The sequence below is a fragment of the Blastomonas sp. RAC04 genome, assembly GCF_001713435.1.
GTDB lineage: Bacteria > Pseudomonadota > Alphaproteobacteria > Sphingomonadales > Sphingomonadaceae > Blastomonas > Blastomonas fulva.
In genome coordinates, this window is sequence record NZ_CP016460.1 from 31,036 (window position 1) to 47,971 (window position 16,936).

Sequence of the window (16,936 nt, forward strand, 5' to 3'; positions counted from 1 at the left end):
TGAAAAAGCCCTTAGGCGTGGCGCGCCCCATTGGCGCGCACGGTCGGTACACGCCTAAGGGCGTGTAAGTCGCAATCCAAGAAGGAGGGCCGATCCGGTCATAATATCAGCGTCATTGCGTGAACCGGCGGCTTTGCGCAACAAAAAAATGGTCGGCGCTATCTCGCACGCAGGATGTGGGGAGAGGCAAACCCCTCCCCGGCGGATGACCGGGAAGGGGGGAGTTGCTTCTTACTGCTTTTCGAACGCCACGCTGATGTCGAGCTCGACCTCGTCGCTCACCATCGGCAGGCCATAAGCGATGCCGAAATCGCTGCGCTTGATCTCGGTCTCGGCCTCGAAGCCGATCGTTTCCTTCTTGTTGAACGGGTTGGTACCCGCGCCGGTGAACTCGGCGTCGAAGGTCACTTCCTTGGTGACGCCATTCAGCGTGAGGTTGCCGGTGATCTTGGCGGTCATGCCGCTGGCCACCACCTTGGTCGAGACGAAGCGCGCATCGGCGGGCGAGGGGCCGAAGAAGTCGGGCTTGCCGCCGTCCTTGCCCGCGCGCAGCAGATGGCTGGTGAGCCCGGCGCTGGCGGTGGTCACCTTGCCGACGGGGATGGTGACATCGACCTTGGTGGCGTTGAGGTTGGCCGGATCGATCATCAGCGTTCCGGCGATGTCGCCAAACAGGCCGTAATAATCGTTGAAGCCGAAGTGATTGACCTCCCAGCCGATCAGCGAGTGGCCGGGGTCGGTCTTGTAGGTGCCGGCGGTCACGCGGGCAGCGTCCTTCTGGCCGGGCAGCTGCATGCCTTGGCCGATCAGCGGGGTGGCGGCGACGAGAGCGAGGATAGCGAGAGTCTTGCGCATGACGAACTCCTAGGGAAGTGGGGGGGACAGGAACTCCGAAACTGGGTGCCTGAACGCCGCAAGTCAATCTTTGATCCGTCGCCAGCGAATCAGCGCCCGGCGGCCTCCAGCCCCTCGCGCACCACGGCGTAGATCGTCTGCAACTGGTCGGGCGTGGTGCAATAGGGCGGCATGACATAGACGGTGTTGCCCAATGGGCGGATCAGCACGCCATGGGCCTTGCCGAAGCCTGCCAGATGCACCGACCAGCTTGACAGATAGCCCTGGCTGTCGGCGACGATGTCGAACGCGGCGATGGTGCCGCACTGCCGGGTGCCGGCGACCAGCGGGTGGCTGGCCATGGCCGCGAGCTGTTCCGTCTGAAGCGCCGCAAGCGCATCGATCCGCGCTTGGACCGGCTCTTCTCGCCAGATGGCAAGGTTCGCGTTGGCGGCCGCGCACGCGATGGGGTTGGCGGTGTAGCTGCTCGAATGGAAGAAGCAGTCGGCGCGGTCGTCCGACCAGTGCGCCATGAAAATCTCCTCGCGCGCCAGCGTCACCGCAAGCGGCATCGAGCCCCCGGTCAGCCCCTTGGAGAGGCACAGGATGTCGGGGATCACGCCTGCCTGCTCGCACGCCAGCATCGTGCCGGTGCGGCCCCAGCCGGTCATCACCTCGTCGGCGATGAACAATACGTCGTGCGCGGCGCAGATCGCGGCCATCTCGGCAAGAACATCGGCGGAGTACATCAGCATCCCGCCTGCACCCAGCACCAGCGGCTCGACGATGAACGCGGCGGCATGGTCGCGGCATGCCGCATCCAGCGCATCGAAGGTCGCCTGCTCGGCTCCGGCAGCGGGGAAGGGGATGGCGGTGACGTCGAACAGCAAAGGCGCATAAGGCCGGTTGAACACCCCGCGCGCGCCCACCGACATCGCGCCGATGGTGTCGCCGTGATAACTGTGCTCCATCACGATGATCTTGTGCCGCTGCTCGCCGTGCCCGCCCTTTTCTCGGTTGTGCCAGAAGCCCAGCGCCATCTTGAGCGCGACCTCGACCGCGGTGGAGCCGGAGTCGCTGAAGAAAACGCGCGTGAGCGGTTCGGGTGTGATCTGGATCAGCCCGCGCGCCAGCGTCTCGGCAGGCTCGTGCGTCCATCCGGCGAAGATGATCTGGTCGAGCTTTTCGCTCTGCTCGCGGATCGCGGCCATGATGCGTGGATGCGCGTGCCCATGCGTGGTCACCCACCAGCTCGAGATCGCGTCGATCCATGTCCGGCCATCGGCGCCATGCAGCACCGCGCCCTGGCCGCGCGCGATCAGCGGGATGTCCTCGCCCAGGCCATGCTGGGTGAAGGGATGCCATACGGGCGAGGGCGTCATGCGAAGTCCGCGAGATCGAAACCGGCGGCAAAGCCATCGGCCAGCGTCTCGGGCGTCAGCGCAGCCAGCCGCGCCAGACGTCCGAGGCGGCGGACCTTGCCGATCGCGGCGATGGTGTGCTCGCTGTCGGGCACCGCATCGCCGATGAACGCGACGCCATGGATCGGCACCCCGCGCGACCGCAATGCCTCGATCGTCATCAGGCTGTGGTTGATCGTGCCCAAGGCGGTGCGCGCGCAGACGATCACCGGGATCTGCCAGCAGGCGAAGACATCGGCGTAGAGCGTTTGGCGGGTGACCGGAACCAGCGCGCCGCCTGCACCCTCGATCACCAAGGGGGCGTCGATATCGGGCGGCGTCAGTGCACCGGGGTCTATCTCCACTCCGTCGATCTCGGCGGCGAGATGCGGCGAAGCGGGGGTGACCAGCCGCCAGGTTTCGGGCAGCGTCGATCCGGGGGCCATGCGCTCGACGAACGCTGTGTCGGTCTCGCCCTCGAGGCCGGATTGCACCGGCTTCCAGTATCTCGCGCCCAAAGCCTGGACCAGGGCAGCGCTGAACACCGACTTGCCGATATCGGTGTCGGTGCCTGTTACAACAAATCGCGGTTTCATGCGGGGATCATGATCCTGTCGAGTGATTCGGATAGCGCGCCGATATCACCCATCGAGACATTGCGGGTAATGGAAATGCGCAGGCGCGCGGTGCCGGGCGGCACGGTGGGCGGGCGGATGCCGCGAATGTCGAAGCCTTGGCGCTGCAGGCTGGCGGCGATCCGCATGGTGCGGGCATCATCGCCGATGATCACGGGGAGGATCTGGCTGGTGCCGCCCTGCGCGCCCAGCCGCGGGGCGAGCAGGCGGCGCGCCTCGGCAACGCGCGCGAACAGCTCGTCGCGCCAGTCGTCATGGGCCGCGACGATCGCGATCGCACGGCGCACCATGTGCGCGATCAGCGGCGAGGGCGCGGTCGAGAACACGAAGGGCCGCGCGCGGTTGACGAGGAAATCGGTGACCACCCTGGGCGCGCAGATCAGCGCGCCTTCGCAGCCAAGCGCCTTGCCGCAGGTGTGCAAAGTGATGACATTCGGCTGTCCGGCAAGACCGTGCGCGAGGCCGGCGCCGCAAGGGCCGAACACCCCGGTGGCGTGGGCCTCGTCGATGACCAGCGCCGCATCGTGCCGCGCGGCGACCTCGGCCAGATCGGCCAGCGGCGCGCAGTCGCCGTCCATGCTGTAGAGGCTTTCGACCGCGATCCAGACCTGCCCGGATCCGCCTTCGGCGCGCCAGGCGGTGATGACGTCGTCGAACGCCTGCGCGTCGTTGTGCCGAGCGGCGCGGGTTTCGGCGCGGCCCAGTTTCATGCCGTCGTGCGCGGATGCGTGGATCAGGCTGTCATGCACCACCAGATCGCCGCGCTGCGGCAGCGTGGCGAACAGCGCCGCGTTGGCGGCAAAGCCGGTGGCGAAGAACAGTGCGGACTGGCTGCCGAAATGCGCCGCGGCATCCGCTTCGAGCGCCTCGTGCGCCGCATGGTTTCCGCGCAGCATCCGCGATCCGCCCGATCCTGCGGGCAGACCCAATGCCATGCCTTCGCGCAAGGCATCGTGCAGCAGCGTCGATCCTGCCAGTCCCAGATAATCGTTCGAGGCAAAATCCTTGCCCGAACGGGGCGCAAGCGCACGCAGCCTCGAATCCCTTTTCAGGGATTCGAGCTGCGCGGCATGGGTTTCGAAGGCTGGCGTGGCCAACGCGGTGGTCAGTTCTTGGCCTTGTCGACCAGCTTGTTGGCACCGATCCACGGCATCATCGCACGCAGCTGCGCGCCGGTCTTCTCGATCGGATGCGCGGCGGCGAGCTTGCGCGCGGCCTTCAGTTCGGGCTGGCCGGCGCGGTTGTCGAGCACGAAGTTCTTGACGAAGCGACCCTGCTGGATGTCCTCGAGCACGCGCTTCATCTCCGCCTTGGTTTCGCTGGTGATGATCCGCGGGCCGGTGGTGATGTCGCCATATTCGGCGGTGTTGCTGATCGAATAGCGCATGTTGGCGATGCCGCCTTCATACATCAGGTCGACGATCAGCTTCACTTCGTGCAGGCACTCGAAATACGCCATTTCCGGCGCATAGCCTGCTTCGGTCAGCGTCTCGAACCCGGCCTGGATCAGGTGAGTCAGGCCGCCGCAGAGCACCGCCTGCTCGCCAAACAGATCGGTCTCGCACTCTTCGCGGAAGTTGGTTTCGATGATGCCGCTGCGGCCGCCGCCGACGCCCGATGCATAAGCGAGGGCAATGTCGTGCGCGTTGCCCGTAACGTCGCGTTCCACCGCGATCAGGCAGGGCACGCCGCCGCCGCGGACATATTCGCTGCGCACGGTGTGGCCGGGGCCCTTGGGCGCGATCATGATCACGTCGAGGTCTTCACGTGCCTCGATCAGGCCGAAGTGGATGTTGAGGCCATGCGCGAACGCCAGCGCCGCGCCAGGCTTCATGTTGGCGTGATAATCATCGGCATAGATCGCGGCCTGATGCTCGTCGGGCGCCAGGATCATCACGATATCGGCCCAGGCAGCAGCATCGGCGTTGCTCAGAACCTTGAAGCCCGCGCCTTCGGCCTTGGCGGCGGTGGCAGAGCCCGGACGCAGCGCGATCGCGACATCCTTGACGCCGCTGTCGCGCAGGTTCTGGGCATGGGCATGGCCCTGGCTGCCATAGCCGACGATGACGATCTTCTTGTCTTCGATCAGCTTGGGATCGCAATCGGAATCATAATAAACGCGCATGTCATTTCCCCATTTCTAATCTGGTTCGTCATTCCCGCGAAGGCGGGAATCCCGCTTTGGTTGGTGCAGAGGCGGGACCCCCGCCTGCGCGGGGGTGACGATGTGGTTGCGAACTGAATTACCCCGCCGTGGCCCCCCGGGTCATGGCGACGACCCCGGTGCGCGCGACCTCGACCAGCCCGACCTCGCGCATCAGCGCGATGAACTGGTTGATCTTTTCCGACGATCCGGAAATTTCGAAGACGAAGCTGGTGGTGCTGGTGTCGACCGGCCGGGCGCGGAAGATGTCCGCCAGCCGCAGCGCTTCGATCCGGTGCTCGCCCGCGCCCGCGACCTTGACCAATGCCAGCTCGCGCTCGACATGGGGCCCGAGCTCGGTGAGGTCGGCGACGCGGTGCACCGCCACCAGCCGGTCGAGTTGCGCGATGATCTGGTCGATCACCGCAGGCGGGCTGACGGTGACGATGGTGATCCGGCTGACCGCATGGTCCTCGCTGATATCGGCCACCGTCAGGCTTTCGATATTGTATCCGCGCGCGGTGAACATGCCGGCGATCTTCGCCAGAATGCCCGCCTCGTTGTCGACGGTAACGGTCAGAACGTGCCGTTCGGATGCCTGTTGCTGGATATGCATGGGGCGATCTTTCAGAAGGGGTGAAAGCCGATGCTGCCCGCAGCAGTATGCCGCGCTAGCAGGATGGGCAAATCGGCTTTCGCCGATGGGACGTCACGGGGCGCACGAAACCGCATCAGACGAGCGCCTTGGCTTCGTCTTCCATGGTCCCGGCAACCTCGTCTCCATACAGGATCATGTCGGTATGCGCCGCGCCCGAAGGGATCATCGGCAGGCAGTTGGCAAGCTTGGCGACGCGGCAATCGACCAGCACGGGCCCTGGATGATCGATCATCGCCTGGATGCCCGCATCCAGCTCTGCCTGCTCGGAAATGCGGATGCCCTTCCAGCCATAAGCCTCGGCCAGCGCGACGAAATCGGGAAGCGCATCGGAATAGCTTTCCGAATAGCGGCTCTCATAGGTCAGCTGCTGCCACTGGCGCACCATGCCCATATATTCGTTGTTGAGGATGAAGATCTTGACCGGCAGACGGTATTGCGTCGCGGTGCCCAGCTCCTGAATGTTCATCTGGATCGAGGCTTCGCCTGCGATGTCGATGCACAAGGCCTCGGGATTGCCCAACTGCGCGCCGATCGCGGCGGGAAGGCCATAGCCCATGGTGCCCAGGCCCCCCGAGGTCAGCCACTTGTTGGGCTTTTCGAAGCGGAAATACTGCGCCGCCCACATCTGGTGCTGGCCGACCTCGGTCGAGATGATCGGGCTCTGATCCTTGGTCAGCGCATAAAGCCGCTCGATCGCGAGCTGCGGCATGATCTCGCTGTCGCTGGGCGGATAGGCCAGGCATTCGCGGGTGCGCCAGCCCTTGATCCGCGCCTGCCATTCGGAAAGGTCGCGCTTGTCATGGCCGATGGCGTGCAGCTGGTCGATGATCTGCTGCAGCACCGTGGTGCAGTCGCCGATGATGCCCAGATCGACCCGCACTGTCTTGTTGATCGACGAGCGGTCGATATCGATGTGGATCTTCTTGGAGTCCGGCGAGAACGCATCGAGCCGCCCGGTAACCCGGTCGTCGAAGCGTGCACCGACGCAGATGACGAGATCGGCGCGGTTCATCACCATGTTGGCTTCATAGGTGCCGTGCATCCCCAGCATGCCCAGCCAGTCGGGATGCTCGGACGGGAAGGCGCCCAGGCCCATCAGCGTCGAGGTGACCGGCGCGCCGGTCATCGCCTGCAGTTCGCGCAGCAGCGTGCTCGCCTCTGGTCCCGCGTTGATGACGCCGCCACCCGAATAGATCACAGGGCTGGTCGCTGCGCTGATCATCTGCGCGGCCCTGGCGATATCGTCGGGCGTGCCCGCGGTGACCGGGGCGTAGCGCTGGTTGGGGCGCGCGGGAGTGTCCGCGTCATGCGGCGCGCTGGCGACCTGCACGTCCTTGGGAATGTCGATCAGCACCGGGCCGGGGCGGCCCTTGGTGGCGATGTGGAACGCCTCGCGGACGGTAGATGCGAGCTTCGCCGGGTCCTTCACCAGATAATTGTGCTTGGTGCAGTGGCGGGTGATGCCGATGGTGTCGGCTTCCTGAAAAGCATCGGTGCCGATCAGGTTGGTCGCGACCTGGCCGGTGATGACCACCATCGGGATCGAATCCATCAGCGCATCGGTGATCCCGGTGACCGCGTTGGTCGCGCCCGGGCCCGAGGTGACCAGCACGACTCCGGGCTTGCCGGTGGCGCGGGCATAGCCTTCTGCGGCGTGCGCAGCGGCTTGTTCGTGCCGCACCAGAATGTGGCGCAGCGACGGATGGCCAAAGATCGCGTCGTAAATCGGCAGCACCGCGCCGCCGGGATAGCCGAAGATTACTTCGACGCCCTGCTCGACCAGCGTTTCAACCAGTATTTGCGCGCCGCTCAATTCGGCCATGACAACCAGCCCATCCTCAAAAAAACCCAGGCCCGCTTAGACAAAGCGGGCCGATGTTGCAAAACCATTAGCTGCCAGCTGTCCGACAGCGGCCGGAACCGGCGAAAATCAACCCGGCGCAGGCAGCCCGCGCCGGGTTGAAAAATTGATGTGACGTGTCGGAGACGCTCGCAGCAACGTCGTGACCCGTTTGCTCTAAGAGACACAAAATGCCGTGTCAACAGCCAATGTTAAAATAAAATATCAAAATGCACGTCAAAACTATCCGAAAGTGGTTCTTCGAGCACTTTCCAGTCCGCCGGCGGCTGATTGCGGAACCAGGTGTATTGGCGCTTGGCATATTGCCGGGTGGCCAGTTGCCCCTGCGCCAGGCATTGCGCGCGGTCGATCTCGCCGCGCAGCAGCCGCGCGACCTCGGGTACCCCGATCGCGCGCATCACCGGCAGATCGGGCGACAAATGCCGTGTCAGCAGGGTTTCGACCTCTGCCAGCGCGCCTGCGTCCAGCATCGCGGCGAATCGGCGGTCGCACCGCTCGAGCAGCCAGTCGCGCGGGGGCCGCAGCACCAGCGGGTGCAGCGTGATCCGCTCGGCAATCCCGCCCTCCTTGCGCGCCTGCCAGTGCGCGATCGGCTGGCCGGTCGATCGGATGATCTCGAGCGCGCGCGCGACGCGGGTGGTATCGGCGGCGTTCAGCCGGGCCGCGCTTGCCGCATCTTCCAGCTTCAGCGCGGCGTAGGTCTGGTCGACGGGCATTGCGCGCACCGCATCGCGGATCGCCGGATCGATCGGCGGGATGGGCGCGATGCCGTGGAGCAATGTCTGGATGTAGAGCCCTGTGCCGCCCACCAGGATGGGCAACGCGCCCGCCAGATGCGCAGCGGCGATCTCGGCGCGGGCATCATCGGCCCAGCGTGCTGCGGAGCACGCCCCGGCACCGTCGATATAGCCGAACAGCCGGTGGTCGATCCCGCCCATCTCCCCGGCCGAGGGGCGCGCGCTCAGCACGGCGAGATCGGCATAGACCTGCGCGCTGTCGGCGTTGACGATCACCGCACGCTGCCCACGCTTTTCAAGCCAATGCGCATAGCGCACCGCCAATCCGCTCTTGCCGCTGGCGGTCGGTCCGGCAATAAGCGCCACCGCCGGGCGGGTGTTTCCGGTCTCATCGGGGGAAGAATTTGTGCCCATAGCCGTGCTGATAGCAGCAGAGCCCCTGCCAGCGGGAGAGCTAAACGCCGCCGCCGACCGATTGCACCAGGCCGGGCTGGTGGTCGGGCAGAGCCATTGGGTCGAACCGGGGCTGGTGGGCGAGGTGCACTTCACTGGTGACCGTGCCGCAGCCAATGCCGCGCTCGGGCCGATGCGCACTGCATGCGACGTGCTGGTGTTGGAGGAGGCCGCGCGCGACCCGCGCCTGCTGGTCTCCGACATGGACAGCACGATGATCGCCAATGAGTGCATCGACGAGCTCGCCGATTATGCCGGGGTCAAGCCGCAGGTCGCCGCGATCACCGAGCGCGCGATGCAGGGCGAGCTCGATTTCGAGGCGGCACTGCGCGAGCGCGTGGCGCTGCTCAACGGGCTGAGCGAGCATGTCATCGCCGATTGCCTGCGCCACCGCATCCATCCCATGCCCGGCGCGCGCACATTGGTGCGTACGCTTCGCCAGCGCGGCGCGGATTGCGTGCTGGTTTCGGGCGGGTTCCATTCCTTTGCCGATGTCATCGGCGCGGAGCTCGGATTTCACGCGGTGTTCGCCAACCGGCTGGTGATCGAGCACGGCCATATGACCGGCGCACTCGAAGGCAGCATCGTCGATGCCGCGCGCAAGGCCGCGATCCTGATCGAGCAGGCTGCAGGACAGGGGCTCGAGGTGCGCCAAGTGCTGGCATTGGGCGATGGTGCCAACGACATCCCGATGCTCAAGGCGGCAGGGACGGGCATCGCCTATCACGCCAAGCCCGCAGCGATCGCGGCGGCGGACGGGCATATCGCGCACGGCGACTGGACCGTGCTGCTCCACGCGCTGGGGATCGCCCGCGCGGACTGGAGCGATTGAGCGCAAGCAAAAGGGGGCGCAGCTTGCGCCGCACCCCCTCGATGTATTCCAGCAATGAAGCCGAAGATCAGCCCTGCAGCAGGCGCATGATCGTCATTGCCTGTTCGCTGCCCGACTGCGGAACCGTCTCGCCGGTGCGGTCGGTGATCTTGTCGAAGATGCGCGCGACGCCCTCTGCGGTGCGCTCGCCCTCGGGCAGGGCGGCACCCTGGGTCATCGTGACATAGGCCGCGTGGAATGCGCCTGCGCCTGCGCCGATGATCATGTTAGTCGGCGCATCTTCGGACACCAGATAGACCGCGGCAGGGACAACGTTCTCGGGCTTGAACGCAGCAAACGCTTCGGGCGGGAAGATGTCTTCGGTCATGCGGGTGCCTGCGACGGGCGCCAGCGTGTTGACCTTGATGTTGTTCTTCGCGCCTTCAAGGTACAGCGTCTTGGTGAGGCCGGCGAGGCCGAGCTTGGCCGCGCCGTAGTTCGCCTGGCCGAAGTTGCCGTACAGGCCGGTCGACGAGGCGGTCATCAGGATGCGGCCATAGTTCTGCTCGCGCATCGTTTCCCACACCGCCTTGGTGCAGTTGGCCGAACCCAGCAGGTGGACCTTGACCACCAGATCGAAATCGGCGGGCTCCATCTTGGCAAAGCTCTTGTCGCGCAGGATGCCGGCGTTGTTGATCAGCACGTGCACGCCGCCCCAGGCTTCCTTGGCCTTGGCGACCATTTCGACCATCTGTTCGTATTCGGTGACGTTACCGCCATTGGCCATGGCTTCGCCGCCGGCAGCCTTGATTTCTTCAACCACCTTCGCGGCTGCATCCGAGGTGCCGGTGCCGTCGCGGGCACCACCCAGATCGTTGACGACAACCTTGGCGCCGCGGGCGGCAAGATCGAGCGCATAGGCGCGGCCCAGGCCGCCGCCTGCGCCGGTGACAATGGCAACGCGGTCCTTGAAACTGATGGTCATGGCATGCATCCTTTCGGGCAGGGTTTTACACTGGGCGCGGCAAATCCGCGCGGAATGGCGCGGGTTTTAGCCATGTTGCGCCGCTTGGCAAGCGCCAAGCTGGCTCCAGGCAGAGAGGGGCACCGATTGACGTTCGCGTAAAGCCGCGCTGACGTTACGGCGATCAGGCCAGTTCGCTGTCCAGCGCATAGCCCGCCGAACGCACCGTGCGGATGATATCGGGCTGGCCATGCGCGTTCAAAGCCTTGCGCAGCCGCCGGATGTGGACGTCGACGGTGCGAATCTCGATATCGCTGTCATGTCCCCAGACGCTGTCGAGCAATCGCTCGCGCGAGAACACCCAGCCGGGATGCTCGAGGAAGTGGCGCAGCAGGCGGAACTCGGTGGGGCCGAGCGGGATCGTCTGCCCGGCGCGCTTCACCTTGTAGCCCACGGTGTCCATCTCGATGTCGGCAAAGCTCAGCGCCTCGCCTGCCAGAGCCGGGCGCACCCGGCGCAGCACCGCGTTGACGCGCGCGATCAGCTCGCGCGGAGAGAAGGGCTTGGTAACATAATCGTCGGCGCCGATGTCCAGCCCGCGCACCCGGTCTTCCTCTTCGCCACGCGCCGACATCATGATGATCGGGATATTCGAGGTATCGTTGTCGCGGCGCAGGCGGCGGCAGACCTCGATGCCCGACAGGTTCTCGATCATCCAGTCGAGCAGCACGATATCGGGCCGCTCCTCGCGCGCGATCAGCATCGCCTCTTCGCCGTCGGCGGTCTGGCTGACGCGAAAGCCCTGTTTGTCGAAGTGCCAGGAGACAAGCTCTGCCAGTGCCATGTCGTCTTCAACCAGCAGCAGATGGGGTGTTGTCATCGTCTTCGTGCTTTCTTGTGCCAAAAGTCCCGATCAGGAATATCCTGATCAGTCGGTGTCTGGCGCCAGCGCGTCATCGCCGCGCTCGCGTTCGTTCATCGACTGGCCGGTGACCGCGAAATAGACCATTTCCGAAACATTGGTGGCGTGGTCGCCGATCCGCTCGAGATTCTTGGCGATGAACAAAAGGTGCGTGCCAGCGCCGACATGCTCGGGGTTCTCGATCATGTGCGCGATCAGCGCGCGGAAGATGCTGTTGTAGAAATCGTCCACCGTCTTGTCCTGTGCGCACACGGCGACGGCAAGGTCCGCATCGCGGCGGGCAAAGGCGGTGAAGGCATCGTCGACCAGCTGCCGGGTGGCATCGGCCATCGCGGGCAGCAACCGTGCCGCCTCGATCTGCTGGCTGGCATCGATCAGAGCGACGCGCTTGGCGATGTTCTTGGCGTAATCGCCGATCCTCTCGACCACGCCCGAAATCTTGAGCGCTGCGACCAGTTCGCGAAGATCGTCGGCCATCGGCGCGCGCAGCGCGATGGTCTGGATCACCATGCGGTCGATCTGCTCTTCCAGCGCGTCGATGCGCTTGTCGCCCTCGACCACCTGGCGCGCCAGGTCGAGATCGGCATTGGCGAGCGCCGTCATCGCGCCCTCGACCGCCTTTTCAGCTCGTCCGCCGATCTCCGCGATCAGTCCCCGCAGGGTGATCAGGTCGCCATCAAAGGCCTTCAGGGTGTGTTCGTTCAGGCTGTGGTTCATCAAATCTTCCAAATCATGTCGGTGACGGCCCCGTCCGGTGCAGGATAACCCGGAATGCTGGGCGCTGTCGCTGAACTATGTGCGCAATCAGCCATATCGGCCGGTAATATAGTCACGGGTCCGTTCTTCGCGCGGGTTGGTGAAGATATCGGAGGTATCGCCATATTCCACCATTGTTCCCAGATGGAAGAAAGCGGTCTTCTGCGAAACGCGCGCGGCCTGCTGCATGTTGTGCGTCACGATGACGATGGCATAGCGGCCGCGCAGTTCGTGGATCAGTTCCTCGATCTTGGCGGTGGCGATCGGGTCGAGCGCCGAGCAGGGCTCGTCCATCAGGATGACCTCAGGATCGACCGCGATCGCGCGCGCAATGCACAACCGCTGCTGCTGGCCGCCCGAAAGCGCGGTACCGCTTTCGCTCAGCCGGTCCTTGACCTCGTTCCACAGGCCTGCGCGCACCAGCGAGTTTTCGACGATCTGGTCGAGTTCGGCCTTGTTGGGGGCAAGCCCGTGGATGCGCGGGCCATAAGCCACATTGTCGTAAATCGACTTGGGGAATGGGTTGGGTTTCTGGAACACCATGCCGACGCGCGCGCGCAGCTGCACCACGTCCATCTTGCTCGAATAGATGTCCTCGCCGTCCAGCGTGATGTCGCCTTCCACCCGCGCGCTGGGGATGGTGTCGTTCATGCGGTTGAGCGTGCGCAGGAAGGTCGACTTGCCGCAGCCCGACGGGCCGATGAACGCGACGACATTGTCCATGTCGATGTCGATCGACACGCCCTTGATCGCCTGCTTGTCGCCGTAAAACACCTTTACGTCGCGTGCGGACATCTTGGGAGCAGCAGCGGATTCGGTCATGGATTTCGTTACCATCGCGTTTCAAACCGGTTGCGCAGATAAACCGCGACCGCGTTCATGGTGAGAAGGAAGACAAGCAGGACGATGATCGCGGCGGATGTCTTTTCGACAAAGCCGCGGTTGACCTCGTCCGACCACAGGAAGATCTGCACCGGCAGCACCGTGGCCGGGTCGGTCAGGCCATCGGGGGGTGTCGTGGTGAAGGCGCGCATGCCGATCATCAGCAGCGGCGCGGTTTCGCCCAGCGCGCGCGCCATGCCGATGATGGTGCCGGTCATGATCCCTGGAATCGCCAGCGGCAGCACATGGTGGAACACGACCTGGATCGGGCTTGCGCCGACACCCATCGCCGCCTCGCGGATCGATGGCGGCACCGCCTTGATCGCGTTGCGCGCAGCGATCACGATCACCGGCATGGTCATCAGCGCCAGCGTCAGACCGCCGACGATCGCGGCAGAGCGCGGCATCGCGAAGAACTGCAGAAAAACCGCAAGCCCGAGCAGGCCAAAGATGATCGAGGGAACCGCGGCCAGGTTGTTGATCGACACCTCGATCAGGTCGGTCAGCCGGTTCTTGGTCGCATATTCCTCCAGATACACCGCCGCGAGCACGCCGACGGGGAAGGCGAGCAACAGCGTGACCACCATGGTGATCAGCGAACCCTTGAGCGAACCCCAGATGCCGACCTGCGCCGGATCGGTGCCGTCCGAGCCGGTGAGGAAGTTCCAGTTGAACGTCTGGCGCACCTCGCCCGCCTTGCGCAGCTGGGCATAATCAGCCTCGGCTTCTGCGGTCGAGGTGTCCTTGGCGGCGCGGTCGATGTCGCTCGACGTCGGCAGCCAGAAGCTGGTCTTGCCCATCACCAGATTGGGGTTTTCGGTCAGCTGGTCGCGCAGTGCGGTCCAGGCGGTGGTCGCGAAGAAGCGGCTGCCGTCCTTGCCATATTGCGTTTGCACAGCGTTGTCATAGATCCGCCGGACGTCGATCGAGGCCATTGTGGCAGACAGGCGCGGGCCGGTGAGCTGCTCGGGCGAGATGCTGCCGGTGGCGGCGGGCAGGTCGACGGTCAGCGTCGCTTCGGTGGCGATGAACCCCTTGGCGCCATTGCCGACCATCACGAACAGCAGGAAGGCGAGAAACAGCGACGACAGCACGACCGCAGCCAGCCCCATGAACTTGAAGCGGCGCTCGGCGGCGTAGCGCGAGGCGATGCGCTTCTGCATGGCATCGCCCATCCAGTCGGTCTTGCGCGCGGTCGCAGCCGTCGCAGGCAGGTGTGCGGACATGGTTGCGGCCTCAGTCATACGCTTCCCGATATCTTTTGACGATCTGCAGCGCGACGATGTTGAGCAGCAGGGTGACGATGAACAGCGTGAGCCCAAGCGCGAAAGCGGCGAGCGTCATCGGGCTGTTGAAATCGGTATCGCCGGTGAGCAGCTGGACGATCTGGGTGGTCACGGTGGTGACGCTGGCGAACGGATTGGCAGTGAGGTTGGCGGCAAGCCCTGCGGCCATCACCACGATCATCGTCTCGCCGATCGCGCGGCTGACCGCGAGCAGCACGCCGCCGACCACGCCGGGGAGCGCCGCGGGGATCAGCACCTGCTTGATCGTCTCGCTCTTGGTCGCGCCCATGGCGAGCGAGCCATCGCGCATGCTGCCGGGGACGGCGGCAATGCTGTCATCGGCCATCGAGGACACGAACGGGATGATCATCACCCCCATGACAAGGCCAGCCGCCAGCGCCGATTCCGACGAGGCATCGGTGATCCCGATCATCACCGCAAAGCTGCGCAGCGCAGGCGCGACTGTGAGGGCGGCGAAATAGCCGTAGACCACCGTCGGCACGCCCGCGAGAATCTCGAGGATCGGCTTCATCCACTTGCGCACCGTGGGGCTTGCATATTGGGTGAGGTACACCGCGCTCATCAGCCCCAGCGGGATCGCCACCGCCATCGCGATGATCGCGCCGATGAACACCGTGCCCCAGAACAAAGGCACTGCGCCAAAGCCGGTCGCCTTGCCGTCGACCACCTTGTCAGACGGGTTCCAGTCGAGCCCGAACAGGAATTCGAACGGCGAGACGAGGTTGAAGAAGCGCACCGTCTCGACGATCAGCGAGGCGACAATGCCCAAAGTTGCCAGGATCGCGATCAGCGAGGCGAGCAGCAGTGCCAGCATCACCGTGCGCTCCACCTTGGTGCGCGCACGAAAATCGGGGCGGATGCGGGTGAAGGCAAAGGCGCCGCCGGCAAAGCACAGCAGGAATGCGGCAAGCGCGCCGATCAGCGCATATTGGCGGTCTGCTGCGGCATAGAGCGGGGCGAGCTGAACGGCCGCGTCGTTGAACACCTTGAGATCGGCGTTGCGCGACAGCGCGCGGGCTTCCGACAGGATGGCGGCGCGCGAAAACGGATCGGTGGGGAGCTGGGCGGCGAGCGGGCTGTCCAGCACGGCAAAGCTGCCCAGCGCCGGTGCGACCGAGCTCCACACCAGCAGGAACAGGATCGCGGGCACCACCGCCCACATCGCGGCGTACCACCCGTGATAGCTGGGCAGCGAATGGACACTGGCCGCGCCCGACTGGATGAACCGGCCCGCACGGGCACGGGCGAACACCCAGGTGATCAGGCCAAGGCCTGCAATCAGGAACAAGGTTGCTGTGCTGGTCATGCTGGCGCCTATTTCAGCTCTGCGCCGTCAAGCGTGGTCAGCGTCTTGATCCGTCCCAGCATCTCTCCGCGCACCTTTTCGGGCGCCGCGATCAGGCCGATGCGCGTCAGATAGCCCTCATGTTCCCCGCCGCGCATGAACTCGGCAAGATATTCGCGCAGCCCCGGGATGACATCGACATGCTTCTTCTTGACGTAGATGTAGAGCGTGCGGGCACCGGGATAGGTGCCGTTCTCGATCGTGGCATAGGTCGGCTCGACCCCGTTGATCGGGACGCCGCGCACGGTATCGGCATTGTCTGCCAGATAGCTGTAGCTGAAGATCCCCACCGCATCGGGGTTGGTCGACAGCTTCTGGACGATCAGATTATCGTTCTCGCCGGTGTCGGTATAGGCCTGGTCGGTGCGGACCGAGTGGCAGATTTCCTCGAACCTGTCCTTGTCCGAATCCGACAGCGCCTTGATCGCGGGATCGGACTTGCAGCCCTTTTCCATGATGATTTCTTCGAGCGCATCGCGGGTGCCAGAGGTCGCCGGCGGGCCGAAGATGTTGATCCGGGTGTCGGGCAGCGCCGGGTTGATGTCGGGCCAGCGGATCGCCTTGTTGGCACCCTTGCCAAAGGGGTTCGCGGCAAGCGCGGTATAGAATTCCTCGACCGATAGGCTGATCCGGGGGCCGTTCTGCGCCTGCGCGAGCGCGATGCCGTCAAACCCGATCACGATCTCGATGATGCCGTCGACGCCGTTCGCGGTGCAGCGGTCGAACTCGCCCTTCTTCATGCGGCGTGAGGCATTGACGATATCGGGCGTGTTGGCGCCGACGCCCGAACAGAACAGCTCGACGCCGCCGCCGGTACCGGTGGATTCGAGAATCGGCGAGCGCCGCTCGGGGTCGAAATTGACGAACTCCTCGGCGACCTTCTTGGCGAAGGGGAAGACGGTCGACGAGCCGACGATGCGGATCTCGCTGCGGCTGCTGCCCTGATTGGTCGATGCCGGGTCCTGACACCCTGCCAGCAGCAAAGCTGGAAGGCCGGCAAAAGCGAGCTTCCTGATCAAAACCCCAACCTCTCATAAAGCCTGGACCGCATGGGCGGTCCTGGTTGTCCCGATAGCGGGACACGCATGGCCTTCCCAGAATCACGCAAACCCACGTGTCCCCGGAAAGGCGGCCCCCGACAGGGAGCCGATAGGGAGAGGCGATTGCCCAAAGATGACAATGCGATGACGGATTTATGACAACGCCCCCGGAGGCGTGTGCCAGCCCG

Annotated in this window: 16 protein-coding genes; 1 reads left to right on the plus strand and 15 read right to left on the minus strand. The window is 64.8% G+C overall.

Annotation, left to right across the window (positions count from 1 at the left end; translation table 11 throughout):
- Positions 1–231: 231 nt before the first annotated feature.
- The 8 genes from BSY18_RS01090 to miaA form a co-directional block, all read right to left on the minus strand.
- Positions 232–855, minus strand: a complete 624-nt coding sequence (locus tag BSY18_RS01090) for a YceI family protein (RefSeq protein ID WP_069049377.1) — start codon at positions 853–855, stop codon at positions 232–234.
- Between the two features lie 89 nt (positions 856–944).
- On the minus strand, positions 945–2,216 hold the full coding sequence (locus BSY18_RS01095; protein ID WP_069049378.1) for an adenosylmethionine--8-amino-7-oxononanoate transaminase: 1,272 nt from the start codon (positions 2,214–2,216) through the stop codon (positions 945–947).
- Positions 2,213–2,830, minus strand: a complete 618-nt coding sequence (gene bioD, locus BSY18_RS01100; protein ID WP_069049379.1) for a dethiobiotin synthase — start codon at positions 2,828–2,830, stop codon at positions 2,213–2,215. Before bioD ends, BSY18_RS01095 begins: the two co-directional genes overlap by 4 nt.
- Positions 2,827–3,966, minus strand: a complete 1,140-nt coding sequence (locus BSY18_RS01105; RefSeq protein ID WP_069049380.1) for an 8-amino-7-oxononanoate synthase — start codon at positions 3,964–3,966, stop codon at positions 2,827–2,829. Before BSY18_RS01105 ends, bioD begins: the two co-directional genes overlap by 4 nt.
- 8 nt (positions 3,967–3,974) lie before the next feature.
- Positions 3,975–4,994: a ketol-acid reductoisomerase gene (ilvC, locus tag BSY18_RS01110; RefSeq protein WP_069049381.1), complete on the minus strand. Its 1,020-nt coding sequence runs from the start codon at positions 4,992–4,994 to the stop codon at positions 3,975–3,977.
- A gap of 118 nt (positions 4,995–5,112) precedes the next feature.
- Positions 5,113–5,628: an acetolactate synthase small subunit gene (gene ilvN / locus BSY18_RS01115; protein WP_054133472.1), complete on the minus strand. Its 516-nt coding sequence runs from the start codon at positions 5,626–5,628 to the stop codon at positions 5,113–5,115.
- Between the two features lie 115 nt (positions 5,629–5,743).
- Complete coding sequence (ilvB, locus tag BSY18_RS01120; RefSeq protein ID WP_069049382.1) at positions 5,744–7,492, minus strand: biosynthetic-type acetolactate synthase large subunit; 1,749 nt, start codon at positions 7,490–7,492, stop codon at positions 5,744–5,746.
- Positions 7,493–7,722: 230 nt separating this feature from the next.
- The gene (gene miaA / locus BSY18_RS01125; protein WP_069049383.1) at positions 7,723–8,682 is read right to left on the minus strand and encodes a tRNA (adenosine(37)-N6)-dimethylallyltransferase MiaA; all 960 of its coding nucleotides are present in this window, start codon (positions 8,680–8,682) and stop codon (positions 7,723–7,725) included.
- On the opposite strand from miaA, the gene serB reads away from it, so the two are divergent.
- On the plus strand, positions 8,675–9,553 hold the full coding sequence (gene serB, locus BSY18_RS01130) for a phosphoserine phosphatase SerB (RefSeq protein WP_069051619.1): 879 nt from the start codon (positions 8,675–8,677) through the stop codon (positions 9,551–9,553). The genes miaA and serB overlap by 8 nt on opposite strands.
- Before the next feature lie 67 nt (positions 9,554–9,620).
- On the opposite strand, the gene BSY18_RS01135 is transcribed toward serB, so the two are convergent.
- The 7 genes from BSY18_RS01135 to BSY18_RS01165 all read right to left on the minus strand — a co-directional run bounded on the left by BSY18_RS01135 (position 9,621) and on the right by BSY18_RS01165 (position 16,727).
- Complete coding sequence (locus tag BSY18_RS01135) at positions 9,621–10,517, minus strand: SDR family oxidoreductase (RefSeq protein ID WP_054133678.1); 897 nt, start codon at positions 10,515–10,517, stop codon at positions 9,621–9,623.
- A gap of 163 nt (positions 10,518–10,680) precedes the next feature.
- Entirely contained in the window at positions 10,681–11,376 is a 696-nt protein-coding gene (gene phoB, locus BSY18_RS01140; RefSeq protein WP_054133468.1) for a phosphate regulon transcriptional regulator PhoB, read from the minus strand.
- A gap of 48 nt (positions 11,377–11,424) precedes the next feature.
- Entirely contained in the window at positions 11,425–12,135 is a 711-nt protein-coding gene (phoU, locus tag BSY18_RS01145) for a phosphate signaling complex protein PhoU (RefSeq protein WP_171900153.1), read from the minus strand.
- Positions 12,136–12,222: 87 nt separating this feature from the next.
- Entirely contained in the window at positions 12,223–12,996 is a 774-nt protein-coding gene (pstB, locus tag BSY18_RS01150) for a phosphate ABC transporter ATP-binding protein PstB (protein WP_054133467.1), read from the minus strand.
- Positions 12,997–13,004: 8 nt separating this feature from the next.
- Complete coding sequence (pstA, locus tag BSY18_RS01155; protein ID WP_439491153.1) at positions 13,005–14,282, minus strand: phosphate ABC transporter permease PstA; 1,278 nt, start codon at positions 14,280–14,282, stop codon at positions 13,005–13,007.
- A 10-nt stretch (positions 14,283–14,292) separates the two neighbouring features.
- Complete coding sequence (pstC, locus tag BSY18_RS01160) at positions 14,293–15,669, minus strand: phosphate ABC transporter permease subunit PstC (RefSeq protein ID WP_054133465.1); 1,377 nt, start codon at positions 15,667–15,669, stop codon at positions 14,293–14,295.
- A gap of 8 nt (positions 15,670–15,677) precedes the next feature.
- Positions 15,678–16,727 (minus strand): substrate-binding domain-containing protein, encoded by a 1,050-nt coding sequence (locus tag BSY18_RS01165; RefSeq protein WP_069049384.1) that lies wholly within the window; start codon positions 16,725–16,727, stop codon positions 15,678–15,680.
- Positions 16,728–16,936: the final 209 nt, after the last annotated feature.